Origin of the sequence: Pseudomonas sp. BJa5 (assembly GCF_030272875.2) — a bacterium.
In the GTDB taxonomy this organism is placed as follows: domain Bacteria; phylum Pseudomonadota; class Gammaproteobacteria; order Pseudomonadales; family Pseudomonadaceae; genus Aquipseudomonas.
In genome coordinates, this window is sequence record NZ_JALRNG020000042.1 from 16,701 (window position 1) to 31,317 (window position 14,617).

General features: G+C 61.7%; 11 protein-coding genes. 5 read left to right on the plus strand and 6 right to left on the minus strand.

All coding sequences use genetic code 11. The features are described 5' to 3' along the window. Positions 1-29 precede the first annotated feature (29 nt). Positions 30-959, plus strand: a complete 930-nt coding sequence (locus M2D63_RS21390) for a malate dehydrogenase (protein ID WP_285865022.1) — start codon at positions 30-32, stop codon at positions 957-959. 220 nt (positions 960-1,179) lie between these two features. Here the strand turns inward: M2D63_RS21390 and M2D63_RS21395 are convergent, their stop codons facing one another. The 3 genes from M2D63_RS21395 to M2D63_RS21405 form a co-directional block, all read right to left on the minus strand. Then, positions 1,180-1,923 (minus strand): TorF family putative porin, encoded by a 744-nt coding sequence (locus tag M2D63_RS21395; RefSeq protein WP_285865023.1) that lies wholly within the window; start codon positions 1,921-1,923, stop codon positions 1,180-1,182. Positions 1,924-2,001: 78 nt separating this feature from the next. Further along, positions 2,002-2,862, minus strand: a complete 861-nt coding sequence (locus M2D63_RS21400; protein ID WP_285865024.1) for a nitrilase-related carbon-nitrogen hydrolase — start codon at positions 2,860-2,862, stop codon at positions 2,002-2,004. Positions 2,863-2,887: 25 nt separating this feature from the next. Next, positions 2,888-4,387 carry a cytosine permease gene (locus M2D63_RS21405; RefSeq protein ID WP_285865025.1) on the minus strand — a complete coding sequence of 500 codons (1,500 nt, stop codon included), beginning with the start codon at positions 4,385-4,387 and terminating at the stop codon, positions 2,888-2,890. Positions 4,388-4,684: 297 nt separating this feature from the next. On the opposite strand from M2D63_RS21405, the gene M2D63_RS21410 reads away from it, so the two are divergent. The 3 genes from M2D63_RS21410 (at position 4,685) to M2D63_RS21420 (ending at position 10,421) form a co-directional block, all read left to right on the plus strand. After that, positions 4,685-5,587: a LysR family transcriptional regulator gene (locus M2D63_RS21410; protein WP_285865026.1), complete on the plus strand. Its 903-nt coding sequence runs from the start codon at positions 4,685-4,687 to the stop codon at positions 5,585-5,587. A gap of 271 nt (positions 5,588-5,858) precedes the next feature. After that, positions 5,859-7,652, plus strand: a complete 1,794-nt coding sequence (locus M2D63_RS21415; protein ID WP_285865027.1) for an alpha/beta fold hydrolase — start codon at positions 5,859-5,861, stop codon at positions 7,650-7,652. A gap of 747 nt (positions 7,653-8,399) precedes the next feature. Continuing rightward, complete coding sequence (locus M2D63_RS21420) at positions 8,400-10,421, plus strand: alkyl/aryl-sulfatase (protein ID WP_285865028.1); 2,022 nt, start codon at positions 8,400-8,402, stop codon at positions 10,419-10,421. 63 nt (positions 10,422-10,484) lie between these two features. Here the strand turns inward: M2D63_RS21420 and M2D63_RS21425 are convergent, their stop codons facing one another. Then, entirely contained in the window at positions 10,485-11,522 is a 1,038-nt protein-coding gene (locus tag M2D63_RS21425) for a sterol desaturase family protein (protein WP_285865029.1), read from the minus strand. 221 nt (positions 11,523-11,743) lie between these two features. Between M2D63_RS21425 and M2D63_RS21430 the strand changes: the two genes are divergently transcribed. Next, positions 11,744-12,094: a DUF3147 family protein gene (locus tag M2D63_RS21430; RefSeq protein WP_285865030.1), complete on the plus strand. Its 351-nt coding sequence runs from the start codon at positions 11,744-11,746 to the stop codon at positions 12,092-12,094. A 143-nt stretch (positions 12,095-12,237) separates the two neighbouring features. Here M2D63_RS21430 and chrA read toward each other — a convergent pair whose 3' ends face one another. Continuing rightward, positions 12,238-13,602, minus strand: a complete 1,365-nt coding sequence (chrA, locus tag M2D63_RS21435) for a chromate efflux transporter (RefSeq protein WP_285865031.1) — start codon at positions 13,600-13,602, stop codon at positions 12,238-12,240. Continuing rightward, entirely contained in the window at positions 13,595-14,536 is a 942-nt protein-coding gene (locus M2D63_RS21440; RefSeq protein WP_285865032.1) for a chromate resistance protein ChrB domain-containing protein, read from the minus strand. The genes chrA and M2D63_RS21440 overlap by 8 nt, the downstream gene beginning before the upstream one ends. Positions 14,537-14,617 lie beyond the last annotated feature (81 nt).

The window sequence follows — 14,617 nt, forward strand, 5'->3', positions numbered from 1 at the left end:
GGGTGGCGCGAGCCGCAGGGAGGTGAGAGGTGAACAAGCTATCAATCGTGGGTGCCGGCATGGTGGGCGAGGCGGCGGCGCAGATCATCGCCCGGGAAGAGTTTTGTCGTGAGTTGATGTTGATCGATGTGCAGGGTGAGTTGGCACAGGGCAAGGCGCTGGACGTCTGGCAGGCGGCGGTCGAGTCGGGTTCCGATACCCGGGTTCGCGGCGGGTCCGATGCGCAATTGCTGCAGGATTCCGAGCTGGTGGTGATTACGGCGGGTGTGCCGCGCAAGCCGGGTCAGTCGCGCCAGGATGTATTGAGCATCAACCTGCCGATTCTCGATGGCGTCATGCGGGATATCAATCGCTATGCGCCGGCGGCGACGGTGTTGGTGGTGTCGAACCCGGTCGACGTGCTGACCTATCGGGCCTGGTCGCTCAGTAAGCTGGGACGCAAAAGGGTGTTCGGCCAGGCGGGGGTGCTGGATACCGCGCGCATGAAGTGTTTCATCGCCGAGGAGACCGGGTTTTCTGCCCGGGATATCTCGGCGCTGGTGCTGGGCGGGCATGGCGATAGCATGGTGCCGCTGATGCGCTACTGTACGGTCGGTTCGGTGCCGCTGTCGCACTTCCTGTCCAATGAGCAGATAGAGCGGATTGTGCAGCGCACACGCCAGGGTGGCGGCGAGATCCTGGGTTTGAAGAAGGTGGGCAGTGCCTGCGATGCGCCGGGCGTGGCCATTGCACAGATGGTGGATGCCATCGCCAATGGACGAAACCGCATTTTGCCGACGGTCGCGATTCTCGAGGGCGAGTACGGGCGAACGGATATCGCCATGGGTGTGCCCTGTGTGCTGGCGGAGGAGGGGATTGCGCGGGTGATCGAGCTGCCTCTGGATGCACAGGAGCAGGCGATGTTCGACCACTCTGCCGATCAGGTGGTGCGTGATATCGCTGAAATGAAAGCTTTGTAGGCAGGGCTGTATGAGGGGGCGCAACAGGGCGTGGCACGCCCCTGAGTAACTGGACGGTAGCTGCCTGTGGTGGAGGGCGGTTACCGGCCAGAAGCGGGCGCTCACGCCAGTCGTCCTGCGAACCGAAGTGGCAATCGAGAGCACTACCGAGCACTCCACTTACAATCTCTAATATTCAACCGACGCCGGAGTCACGAGCCCTGCCGGCGCCTTTTACCCCTCAGAACTTCTTACTGGCCCCTACGACCAATGTTGCCGAACAGAGGTCATCGAATCCCGAGTAATCAAGGCACTCGGCCTTCGACAGGTCCGTATCGACATAGCTCGCTGTCCACTCCAGCCCCAGCATCGTACGTGTCAGCCTGACCTCCCATTCGCGGTACGAATCACGCCCGCTGCCACTGTTATCGACCCACACCGAGTCCTTGTAGTCGTTGACCCCATACCTCACCTCCAGCCCTGTCTCGTAAGGCAACTGGGCCGCATAACCCACATAACTGTAAAGCGTCGACTGCTCCTCGCGGCCGCCGATGGCGGCATCGCTGGAGTAGTACAGCGCAGCCTTGAAACCATAAACCGTCAGCATCGAGTACCACTCACTCATGTTGAGCCGGCTTTCCTTGGGGTAGGTGTATTTCACGTAGCCCGTATCGAGACTGACATTGTCATTGATCGGGTAAAACCAGCCGGCGTAGTAGTCCAGTTCCTGGCGCGTCTTGAGGTCGTAACCGAAGTCCACGTTCGACGTCCAGGCGCCGGCATAGAGGCCCGTGTCGTTGTGCAGCAAGGTCGCGGTGGCCTGCGCCGCCGGGTCTCCCAGTGTCTGGGACAGACCTCGTGAACGATACTCGCTGTAGACGCCGAGGCTTCCTGACAACGAATAATCATCGCCCAGCGGTGTTGAATGACCGGTTAGCGGGAAAAACGACGCGCAAGCGAGTACGGAGCAGATGAGTTTGTTCACAACTCACACCCTTGAAAGAAATTGATTGAATCGACGTGTCACGAAAGCCTGCGCGCCCGCGCAGGCATCATTGTCCGGTCAGCCGTTGGCAACCTGCTCCAGCAGCCCGCCTGCCCTATACAGTTCGGGGCGACGATCCTGATGCAAGTGGTTGTGCCGGCTGATGTATTTGTTGCGCGCTTCGCCCAGCCTCAGGGTCGCGACCAGGATCTGCTCGCCTGCGGCCTCGGCCGGCCCTGCCACGGGATAGCCGTCCGCATCGACAATCACCGAGCCTTGCACCCAGTTCATACCGCGCTCCTGGCCATGCCGGTCGCAGGCAGCGATGAAGACGCGGTTCACTGACGCATTGGCCTGCACCCGAACCACTTCGTTTGGCCGCTCGATCGCCGGACGCGGTCCATCCGGCCAGTTCACCGGGACGCAGATCAGCTCGGCCCCGGCCAGTGCCGGCAGACGTACCCACTCCGGGAATTCAATGTCGTAGCAGATCATCACGCCGATACGTCCGACGGCGGTTTCCACCACGGGCGGCGCCTCGCTGCCGGGGGTGAAGATGGCGTGTTCGCCATCCCACAGGTGGGCCTTGCGGTACACCACGCGCAGGCCGCTGGAATCCACCAGCGCGGCGCTGTTGGCGACCCGCTGCTGATCCAGTTGCTCACAGAAACCACCGACGATGACGATATCCAGCTCGAGGGCCAGCGCCTGCCACAGCTGCAAAGTCGGCCCGTCCAGCGCTTCGGCGTGTGCCAGCGCCTCGGCCAGGTCATGGAACAGGTAGCCACTTTGCACCAGCTCCGGCAGCACCACCACCCGCGCCCCCTGCTGCGCGGCGTGGCGGATGGCGCGCTCGCAGATCCGGCGGTTGTGCGCAAGGTCGCCGATTTTCGGCGCCAACTGGCAGCAGGCCACCTTGACGTTATTCGATACGCTCACTGGGAGGTACTCCTTGTTCTGCTCTTCACTGTTTCGGGTCCGCGCCACCGCGCGGCATGGAGGGGAGGTTACAGTCGCCGAGGGCGTCGATGACGCGCCACTCGCTGTCCAGATCGAGGGACCGAGCGAGGCTGAAGTAGGTCAGGCCCGACACCAGCAGCCCCACCAGCCAGGCGATATCCACCCCACCCAGCAGGCGCGCCATCGGCCCGACGTATACTTCCTTGCCGGCCGCGACATCGCTGATAAAGAAGAACGGGATCATGCACACGAAGCCCACGGCATAGGCGGCGATGCCGCGCAGTTGCCACGCCCCGTAGATACCTTTTGGGGTGAAGAAATGAGCAATGGCGTAGCGGCCCTTGCGCACGAAGAAATAGTCCACCAGGTTCACGGCGGTCCAGGGCACCAGGAAATACAGGATCAGCACCAGGAAGGTATTGAGGATGGAAATGCCGTTGCCGCGAATGGCCACGACGCCGGCCATCAGCACCAGGGAAATGGCCAGAATGGACAGCACCCGTGCGCGCGGCGTGGGGGTGATGCGGCGAACGGAGTCGATCCCGGTGAGCAACGTCAGCATGGCACTGTAGGTGTTGAGCGCGATCACCGGCAGGACGCCTACCACCGAGACCAGCACCAGCACATGGCCCAGCCCCGGCACCAGGGCGCTACCGACCCGGTCCAGCGCCGCGAAGACATCGGCGGCCTGCAGCTGCTGCGCCAGCCAGGCACCGAGGCCGATCATCCACACACCGGACAGCGAGGCACCAAGGAAAATCGCCATGATCAGCCTGGTCCGGCTGGTGTCTTTGGGCAGGTAGCGCGAGTAATCGGACACATAGGGCGCGTAGGAAATGTTGTAGCTGGCGGCGATGGCGAACTGGGTGACGAAGGCGACCCAGTTGAACCCCAGGCCGGCCGGCGTGGCGGCCTCGTCCTGCCCCGCATCGAACAGCAGGGCAACGGACACCAGGGCATAGAGCGGAAGGGTCAGCATCAGCGCCCATTTGAACGCCTTGTGCATCATGTCGTGGCCAAAGATCGACAACAGCGCGCTGACCGCGAAGAGCACACCGGCCACCGGAATCGGCGGCAGTCCGAAGACACTGTTCAGGCCATCCATGATCAGCGTGACGTTCACCACGTTGAACCCGACGAACACGAACAAGGTCGCCAGCAACGCGATCACCACCCCGCGATAGCCGAACTGCGCACGCGACTGGATCATCTGCGGCAGGCCCATCTCCGGGCCTTGCGAGCCATGGAAGGCCATGAAAATCGTGCCGAACATGATACCCAGCGCGCCGGCCAGCAGCGTCCACAGAGCCGACAGCCCAAGGCTGGGGCCAACGAAACCGATGGAAATGGTGAAGAAATGAAAGTTGCCGAGAAACCAGAACGGCCCCTGGCTGCTGAGTCGGGCATGGCGCTCGGACTCGGGGATGTAGTCGATCGAGTGGCTCTCGATCGCCAGGCTGGTATCAGCCTCGACCGCCTGGGCGGGATGGGTGGACCCTGACATGGGATACTCCTGCGCTCTGTTACGAGCGAGATATTGTTCTTGTAGTGACGCTGTCGGCAGGTTCCCTGATAACCCAGGCAAACATCGCTGCCACCTATGTAAAACAAGGCTGGCGTCGAACGCTTGTGGTTGACACTGCGCAGGCGGCCTATTATTAGGTGCCCGTCATTGTTGCCTTCCTTGATCAAACCACGCCGTCGCCGATGCAATTTAGGGTGATGACCGGAAGCGTAAAATAGCGCCCATCAACTGTTTACATAGACCGCCGTCTATATAAGACGACCTCAAGGGAGCCCTATGCTGGGGAACGTATCCGAGCTGGATATCCGCTTAATTCGCGTCTTCCTCGCGGTGGTGGAGTCCGGCGGAATTTCGGCCGCGCAGATCGCGCTCAACACCACTCAACCGACCATCAGCGCGCAGCTGGCTTCGCTGGAGACCCGAGTGGGTTTTCGCCTGTGCGAGCGTGGCCGGGCCGGTTTCTCCCTGACGCCCAAGGGCAGCCAGTTCCTCGACGCCGCACGCCGCCTGCTGGCGGCCGCAGAAGGCTTTCGCCTGGAAGTCCAGCAGATCAACCGCACCCATTCAGGTACGCTCAACGTCGGCCTGCTCGGCCAGATCGACCCCTTGGCCAACAAGAAGATCGCCCTGGCCATCTCGCGCATGAGAGGCCGCCAAGAAGGGCTGTACTTCCAGTTCGCCGAACTGTCATCCGCCCTGCTCGAAGAAAAACTCGTCAACGGCCACCTGGACCTGGCCATCGGTTACTTCTGGCGGCGCCTCGACAACCTCGACTATTTTCCACTGTTTCGTGAAACCCAGCTTGCCTATTGCGGCTCCTCTCACCCGCTGTATCGGGAGGCTGGTGCGCTCGACAAAGAGGTGGTGGCCGAACACGACTGGGTCTGGTCCAGCCATCCGCTGCCGGAATTGCCGGCGCCCACCTCAATCGACCGTCTCACCGCCCTCACCGACAGCATGGACGGCAACGCGCTGCTAATCCTGTCCGGCCAGCACTTGGGCTTCCTGCCGGAACATTATGCGGCGCGGCATGTCGAGCTGGGCCAACTGCGCGCTCTGAATCCGGAGCAGTTACGTTTCGAGGTGCGTTTTCACGCAGCGATTCGGCGCTCAGCCCGGCAGAGCGATCTGATGAATGCGTTTCTGACGGAATTGATGGCCGTATTCAAAGAGGGTTGAACGACCCGTGTGTTGCATCGATCGGTTGAATCCACAGTCGGTTGCTGCCCTTCGCGACAGCCAGAAGCTGCTAGTTGGAGGCTACCTGTAGAAGCGTGGTCGATTCACCTGGCCTGTAGGCCACCCGTTCAGCTCGTCGGCTGACGAATCCCCCTTGTCATGAAATGAGAATTTGCTGTCGTGCGATGAAATGTGGCCGCACGCGCTGCGCGCTAGAGTCGGTGAAAAAACAACACAACCGGGCACAGCACCCGGCAGCACGAGAACCGACATGAGCCGATCCACCCGAACGAGCGAGACTGCAACCCCCACCCAGCGCCCCTCGGCCACCGCCCGCAAGCGTCGCGCTCGCAAGGAGGGTGATCTCCCAGGCAACACCGAGCAACAAGAGCTGATCGTCACGGCCAGCAACCAGACGATTGCGGGCAATCCGCTGGTCAGCGTGCGCGTGGCGGACCTGGCAAGTTCCGCCGGTTACCTGCTCAAGGCCGTGGGCAAGTCGCCGCTCAAGGCTGGCGCTCATCTGAGCGGCTATCTCAAAGAGTTGCGCGGTATCGTCGGTGGCAATTCCAGCATCGCCCCGGACCCGAAGGACAAGCGCTTCGCCGATCCGGCCTGGCAATCCAACGCCTTCCTGCGCGCGCTGCTGCAGAGCTACCTGGCGGGCCAGAGTGAACTGACCCGCTTTATCGAATCCACCGACCTTGCCCCGCTGGAAAAGAGCCGCGCGCGGTTCGTCGCAGCGCTCTTGGCCGACGCCATGGCACCGAGCAACTCGCCGCTGGCCAATCCGGCGGCGCTGCGCAAGCTGGTCGACACCGGTGGCATGAGCCTGGCCAGGGGCATGCGCCAGTTCGGCGAGGATATGCTGACCAACCGTGGGCTGCCGAAACAGGTCGACAGCACGCCGTTCAAGGTCGGGGAAAACATCGCCACGGCCAAGGGCCACGTAGTGTTTCGCAACGAGATGTTCGAGCTGCTGCAATTCGCGCCCACCACCGCAAATGTCTATACCCGGCCCCTGGTGATGTCGCCGCCGCAGATCAACAAGTACTACGCCATCGACCTGTCGCCGGAAAAAAGCCTGATCAAGTGGATTCAGGACAGCGGCGTGAACCTCTTCATCATCAGTTGGCGCAACCCCACCCGCGAGCACCGCGACTGGGGCTTGTCCGAATACGCGCTGTGCCTCGACCAGGCGGTGGACGTGGCACGCAAAATCACCGGCAGCCCCGATGTGAACATGTGGGGCTCCTGCTCGGGCGGCATCACCCTGGCGGCCTACCTGGGCTGGCTGGCGGCCCGTGGCGAAGGCCACAAGGTGGCCAACACCAGTTGGGCGGTGTGCGTGCTCGACATGCCTTCGGCGCTGGACGACACCACCCTGGGGCTGTTTACCACGCCGTCCGCCCTGCGCGCGGCCAAGGCCAGCTCCCGGCGCAAGGGCGTGCTGAGCGGGCAGGGCATGGCCCGCATGTTCGCCTGGATGCGGCCCAACGACCTGATCTGGAACTACTGGGTCAACAACTACCTGCTGGGCAACAAGCCGCCGGCCTTCGATATCCTGGCCTGGAACAACGACACCACGCGACTGCCCGCCCAGCTGCACGCGGACTACCTCGACCTGATCCAGCAGAACCCCTACAGCAACCCGGGCGCCCTGGAGATTGCCGGCGAGTCGATTGATATGACCCAGGTACAGGTGGGTGCCTATGTGATTGGCGGCACCACCGACCACATCACCCCCTGGCAGGGCTGCTACGGTACTGCCCGGCTGTTTGGCGAGGACACCACCTACGTGCTGTCCAACGCCGGCCACCTGCAAAGCCTGGTCAACCCGCCGGGCAATCCCAAGTCGTTCTACTACGCGGCGCCTGCCGCCGCCGAAACCCCGCAAGACTGGCTGCAGAACGCCGGGGAGCGCCAGCAGGGCAGTTGGTGGCCGCATTGGCGTGAATGGATCGGGCAGCGCTCGGGCGACAGCCTGCCGGCGCCGAAGAAGTGCGGCTCGCGCAAGTACCCACCGCTGTGCCCCGCACCTGGTACCTATGTCATGGAACGTTGAGGCGCGCCTTTGTGCCTTGCGCTGAGCCCACGCCACCCGTGGGTTTCAGCGCTTTTTTGGTTTTTCACGGAATCCTGGGGTATGGTCCTTGGGTTGGGTTGGGTCGCTGGGGCTGTGAGCTTATCTATTTCATGCAGCGACGCTGCCGGCCCCTTCCGCCTTTACGGCGGCCTACTTTTTTCTTGGAAAAAGTAGGCAAAACCGCTTGCTCCTGCATCCGGCCCTACGCTGCGCTCCGGGTCCCCTCGCTACACCCTTGCTCCCGCGGGGGCGCGCCGAAGGGCCGTCCCTGGCCCTACGGCGCTCGCCGGCCATCCATGGCCGTCGCCCCACTACGCAAGGGTTCCACTCGGCCTCCTGAAGTCGCGATCTGCGGCGCCTGAAATGACGCACATGAAGCGCAAAAGTAGGAGCGGGCTTGCCCCGCGATGGCATAAGCCAGGCTGCGCCAACTTCTGATTTCGAAGATGCGCCCGCGCAGGCGCCACCCGTAACGAAATGAGAAGTGAAACGCAGATTCTGGATCCAAGAAGTTGCATACCCAAGGTTCACTACTAGTCTCCTTCTAGCTAATGCCAGCGGCCACTTCATCCAGCAACGGCCGGACTGGACAACGTCTCCCACGTCATTACTGTCACCTGCAGGCAGACCAGCCATGCCTGCAACTGGGATGGAAAACACGTCAGAACACATTACGCTGGCAGTTGCCTCGAAGGGTACGGCGCATCACGCAAGAAGGAGCTTTACATGAAGTCCATCGCTCGAACGTCGTCCCTCAAGGCAGAAAATGCATCAACTGGAATCTGGAAGCTCAGCACCTCGGTCCTGCTTGCAGCGGCAATCGCCATGACCACCCACGCCTGGGCCGCCGAATCGCCCAAGCCCGCAACCGAAGCCACCAAGGCTGCCAACGACGCACTGCTCAAGGAACTGCCGTTCAACGACAAGACCTCGTTCGAACTGGCGCACAAAGGCTTCATCGCGCCGCTGCCCTCCGAGCCGATCAAGGGCCCGAACGGCAACATGATCTGGGACCCGAACAAGTACGGGTTCATCAAGGAAGGCGAGACGGCACCGGCCAGCACCAACCCCAGCCTGTGGCGGCAATCGCAGCTGATCAATATTTCCGGGCTGTTCGAAGTCACCGACGGCATTTACCAGGTGCGTAACTACGACCTGTCGAACATGACCATCGTCGAAGGCAAGGAAGGCATCACCATCTTCGACCCGCTGATCTCCAGTGAAACCGCCAAGGCGGCGCTGGACCTCTACTTCAAGCACCGCCCGAAAAAACCGGTGGTGGCGGTGATCTACACCCACAGCCACGTCGACCACTACGGCGGTGTGCGCGGCGTGGTGGACGAGAAGGACGTCAAGGCCGGCAAGGTCAAGATCTACGCACCCAAGGGCTTCCTCGAGCATGCAGTGGCCGAAAACGTGATGGCCGGTACCGCGATGAGCCGGCGCGCCAGCTACATGTACGGCAACCTGCTGCCGCCGAACGAGACCGGCCAGCTGGGTGCAGGCCTGGGTACCACCACTTCCGCCGGTACCGTGACCCTGATCCCGCCGACCGACATCATCGAGAAGACCGGCGAGAAGCATGTGATCGACGGCCTTACCTACGAGTTCCTCTATGCGCCGGGCAGCGAGGCGCCGGCCGAGATGCTCTATTACATCAAGGAGAAAAAGGCCCTGAACACGGCCGAAGACTCCACCCACACCCTGCACAACACCTACTCGCTGCGGGGCGCGAAAATCCGCGAGCCGCTGCCGTGGTCCAAGTACCTCAACGAAGCGCTGAAGATGTGGGGCGACGACGTACAGGTGATGTACGCCATGCACCACTGGCCGGTCTGGGGTAACAAGGAGGTCAAGGATCAGCTGTCGTCGCAGCGCGACATGTACCGCTACATCAACGACGAAACCCTGCGCCTGGCCAACAAGGGCTACACCATGACCGAGATCGCCGAGCAGGTGAAACTGCCGCCGTCGATCGCCAACCGCTTCTCCAACCGCGGCTACTACGGCTCGTTGAACCACAACGTCAAGGCGACCTACGTGCTGCACCTGGGCTGGTTCATCGGCAACCCCGCGACCTTGTGGGAGCTGCCGCCAGAGGAGGAGGCCAAGCGCTATGTCGACATGATGGGCGGCGCCGACGCCGTGCTGAAAAAGGCCAAGGAGTACTACGACAAGGGCGACTTCCGCTGGGTGGCCGAGGTGGTCAACCATGTGGTCTTCGCCGACCCGAACAACCAGGCGGCGAAGAACATGCAGGCCGACGCCCTGGAGCAATTGGGCTACCAGGCCGAGAGCGGTCCGTGGCGCAACTTCTACCTGACCGGCGCCCAGGAGCTGCGCAACGGCGTTCAGAAACTGCCAACCCCCGATACCGCCAGCCCCGACACCGTCAAGGCGATGGACCTGGACCTGTTCTTCGACTACCTGGCCATGCGCCTGAAAGGGCCTGAGGTGGCTGACAAGCACATCACCCTGAACCTGGACTTCACCGACCTCAAGCAGAAGTACACGCTGGAAATGGTCAACGGTGTACTCAACCACACCGAAGGCGTGCAAGCGAAGGACGCAGACGCGACCATCACCTTGACCCGCGACACCCTGAACAACCTGATGCTCAAGCAGACCACGCTCAAGGATGCGACCGGCAAGGGCGATCTGAAGGTAGAGGGCAACGAGGGCAAACTTGAGGAGTTGATGAGCTACATGGACAACTTCGACTTCTGGTTCAACATCGTCACCCCTTGATGCATCAAGGCAAGCCACGGGTGAATGCCGGTGGCTTGCCTCGTGTCGTTCCTCTGCGTAAAGCTATGGATAGGGCGCTTCGGACGCTCCGAGCACAGCCTTGCGATGGCGTTTCTTCAGAAGCTTACGGGCTGTTTCGATAAAGGGCGTGACGATCAAGCTATAGACCGTCAGGTAACGCTGGTGGTCTTGTTCTCCGGTGCCGAAGCGGATGTTCTCAGGCTTTGAAGTGGTGACATAGAGCGTGCCGAACATCCAGTCCCAGAGGGACAGGTTGGTGCCGAAGTTGCGGTTGAAATGGCGCGGCGCGTCACTGTGATGGATCTGGTGCTGGGCCGGACTGTTCACTATATGTTCGAGCTGTGGGCCGAACGACAGCCAGACATGGCTATGGCGCAGGTTGGCCGCCAGGCTGTTGAAGATGAACACCAGGTAAGTCACGCCGAACAGGGTATAGCGGCTGATCTCGCCGCCGCAGGCGTACCAGAAGCAACCGGCATAGAGGCCGATGCACATGCTGGTGCTCAGTTTCTCGACGATCTTCTCCACGAAATGCACCCGGCTCGCCGTCAGCGGGACCAGCACCGGCGCCGAATGATGGACCTTGTGAAAGGCCCAGAGCCAGCGGCAGTGAAAGGCCCGGTGCGCCCAGTAATGGATGAAGTCCTTGAGCAGGAACACCCCCAGCCCGTAGAGCAGGGACAGCGCGAGGTTCTCGCCCAGGCGCGGGCGCGCGCCCCAGAGGTTGCTGAAAAAGGCCAGGTAATCGCCGGAGCTCAGGATGTAGGGGTCGACCAGATGAACGATGGGCAGCACCAGCGCGACCTTGAGGATGGCGCGCACGAAGTAGTAGCGGTAATCCAGCAGCGCCGAGGGATGCAGATGTACCCGGCTGCCGCCAACGAATTGCCAGAACGAATGGGCGTCGCTGAGGCCGCGCTGCTTTCTGAAGCGGAACAGGCCATAGGCGACGCCATAGGAGATGCAAAGGAACAAGACCCCGAAACGGCCGTTCACATTGAAAATACCGAGAAACTGCTCGGTGACGGGGGTGATCACCCACTCGGTCAGGTATTGATGGACAAGCGACAGGGCATCCACGAAATGACAGCCACGGCCAAAGGGATGGCATTGTAAATCAGTTAGATTTACTCAAGGGGTTTTATACGTGGCATCGACCATCAAGAACACTGCGAAGCGTGCGATCAATTGCAGAGCGGTCGCAATCCAGACAACACACGCCATACCGGTGCCTGTGGGAGGATATGATTTTCGACGTCTTCGAAGTAAATAACCGCCTCAACTTTCGATCGGGAGGTGATATGGCCTGGATCATCACCAAGTACTTCCTCACCGCTGGAATCGTGGTTCTGGTGTCCGAGCTGGCTAAACGCAGCGACAAGTTGGGCGGTCTGGTGGCGGCGCTTCCGCTGGTCACTGTACTGACTCTGATCTGGCTCTACGCCGAACATCAGAGCCAGGAAAAGATTGCGAACCATGCGTGGTACACATTCTGGTACGTAGTGCCGACACTTCCCATGTTCCTGGCGTTTCCGCTGCTGCTTCCCCGGCTAGGGTTCTGGCCGACTTTGATCGGCTGCATCCTCATTACGATGGTGAGTTTCGGGCTGTTCGCCCTGTTCGTGCGGCGATTCGGTATTGAGTTGCTTTGAGTAAACGCGATCGCATGAGGGGTACCCCTGCGAGGGGATTGTTGCCCCTTGTAGCGGGCGATCAGCCTGTTTCATTGCACACCTCCTGCACGAAGCGATAGATCATGGCTGAGCCGACCAGTCGGACTGGCCGGCAGCGGCTGTCAACCGCGCAGCAAATGTACCGCCAGGCCCGCCAGGGCGCAGGTCAGCAGCACCTGGATGACGCCGCGCTTGAAGCGGAACAGGGCCACCGCCGCCGTGATGGCGATCAGCGCCGACGGCCAATCGAAGGCACCACTGAAGCCGTTCGGCCAGAGCACGTGATAGCCGAAGAACAGCGCCAGGTTGAGGATCACACCCACGACGGCAGCGGTGATACCGGTCAGTGGCGCGGTGAATTTCAGTTCGTTGTGCGTCGACTCCACCAGCGGGCCGCCGGCGAGGATGAACAGGAAGGACGGCAGGAAGGTGAACCAGGTGACCAGGGTCGCGGCCATCGCCCCGGCGAGGAAGGGGTGCTCGGCGCCAACTATCGGCTGGACGTAGCCACCGACGAAACCCACGAACGCCACCACCATGATCAACGGCCCCGGCGTGGTTTCGCCCAAGGCCAGGCCATCAATCATCTGAGAGGGGGACAGCCAGCCATAGTGGCCGACCGCCCCTTGATAGACATAGGGCAGCACCGCATAGGCGCCGCCGAAGGTAAGCAAGGCTGCCTTGGTGAAGAACCAGCCCATCTGCGTCAGTGTTCCGTGCCAACCGAACGAGGCGGTCAGCAGCCCCATAGGCAGCATCCAGAGGGCGGCCCCGATCACGACCAGGCGCAGCAAATGCCGCCAACGAAAGCGCGCATGTTCGGGAGTCGGGGTGTCGTCGTCGATCAGCGCCGGGCCGTAGCTGGCCTTCGCTGCCCCATGTCCACCGCCGATGACAAACGTGTTCGGCAGTAGCCGTCCGCCGATATAGCCCACGATGGCGGCCACCAGCACGATGATCGGGAACGGCACGTTGAGCGCGAAGATGGCAACGAAGGAGGCCGCGGCCATGGCCCATAGCCAGGCATTCTTCAGGGCCCGTGAGCCGATCCGGTGGGCCGCATGAATGACGATGGCGGTCACGGCAGGCTTGATGCCGTAGAAAATGCCAGCCACTACCGGCACTTCGCCAAAGGCGACGTAGATCCATGACAGGCCGATCAGGATGAAGAGTGACGGCAGTACGAACAGGGCGCCGGCGATCACGCCGCCCCAGGTGCGATGCATCAGCCAGCCGATGTAGGTGGCGAGCTGCTGAGCTTCCGGCCCCGGTAGCAACATGCAGTAGTTCAGGGCATGGAGGAACCGCCGTTCGCTGATCCAGCGCCGGCGCTCGACCAACTCCTGATGCATGATCGAAATCTGTCCCGCCGGGCCACCGAAACTGATGAATCCCAGCTTCAGCCAGAACAGGAACGCCTCGAACAGGCCGATGGGCGCTCTAGCGCAGGCAACCTTCTCGGTGGCATGTACAGTGGATTCAGTCATTGTTTTGCTCGTCGTTTGCGAAGGCGATCAGCAGGCCATTGAAGATGCTGCTGGCGGCCTGAAGAAGCTGGTCGTCATCCGGCATGCTTTCCCGCAGCCCGGCCAGGACGCGTTCGATACCCGATGCCTCGGTAGGCTGGCTGCCACCGACGTCCAGGTAGTGCACGACGGCGGCGATGCGATTCAGGGCAGGGCTTTGGAGCTGGAAACTGGCCAGCAGGGTCTCGAAGGTGACGCGCTGTCCGACATGGCTGAAGGTGGCGCCGTCGAAGTCGAAGCCCAGTGCATCGGGTGGACAGTCGTGCGGGGAGTCCAGCCAGAGGAAGTGCGCCGTCGGGTCGATGAAGCGACGGATCAGCCAGGCACTGGCAAGGCGGTCGATCCACGGCCGTTTACGCGTCGCCCAGCGCCGCCCCTGGAAATCCCCCTGGACAAGTGCTGCGATGGGCTCCCCATGGCTGGCGGGTTCGTCCGAGGAGAGCGCACGGCTGATGGCCGTTTCCAGCACCTGGAGTGCCGAGTCGGTCTGCTGTTTCTGTGCGTTGGGGAAAAAGTCGATGGCGGTAATCTGGGCGAACGCCTTGCGCAACTTGCGGACTTGCCGTGCAGTTTGCAGGGCGTTCCCGCCAGTCAGCTGACCGAGGCAAACGGCGATATCGTCCCGTAGCTTGGCGTACTCCCCGCTACGGTCGAACAGCGCAATGAACCGCTCGCCGGGCTCGTTGATCGAGAACAGGTAGGCCGTGCCATTGATGGCAAGCACCTCTCGCTCGATCTCTTCGAGGGCTTCCAGACCAGCGACATGCTCGGGCAGCAGATAGACACCGTCGCGCAGAACCGCTGCCCCACAGGCTTTGAGTGCCCGCCAGGCGCGCATGCGCTCGGTCGAGTTTGCCGTGGGAAGGCCAAGCACCAGTAGATGCCATATAAACATGTAGAGTACTCAACGTATTATGTTTCTACATCTACTATAGTGTTTATCTGGGCAGGCTGTAACCCGCATTCAAATCACGAG